The sequence below is a fragment of the Stenotrophomonas sp. GbtcB23 genome (assembly GCF_019091045.1).
In the GTDB taxonomy this organism is placed as follows: domain Bacteria; phylum Pseudomonadota; class Gammaproteobacteria; order Xanthomonadales; family Xanthomonadaceae; genus Stenotrophomonas; species Stenotrophomonas rhizophila_A.
The window spans coordinates 1-246 of sequence record NZ_JAGXKC010000578.1; the positions used below are offsets into that span (position 1 = coordinate 1).

Genomic DNA, 246 nt, shown 5'->3' on the forward strand with positions numbered 1-246 from the left:
GGCACTGTTGTTGGTCTTCGTGTACCACCTCATCGCCGACCGCTTCACCCCGTACACCTCGCAGGCGACAGTGCAGACCTTCCTTGTCCAGATCGCGCCGGAAGTAAGCGGCCCGGTGGTCGCCGTGGACGTACGTGACAACCAGCCGGTGAAGGCCGGGCAGCCGCTGTTCCGGATTGACCCACGGCCCTTCGACATCGCGCTGCGCGCGGCGCAGGCCAGCCTGGCCGTGGCGCAGCAGGGCGT

At 67.9% G+C, this 246-nt stretch carries 1 protein-coding gene; it reads left to right on the plus strand.

All coding sequences use genetic code 11. The features are described from left to right. A partial coding sequence (locus KVS69_RS20170) for a biotin/lipoyl-binding protein (protein ID WP_217540037.1) occupies positions 1 to 246 on the plus strand: 246 nt, incomplete at both ends.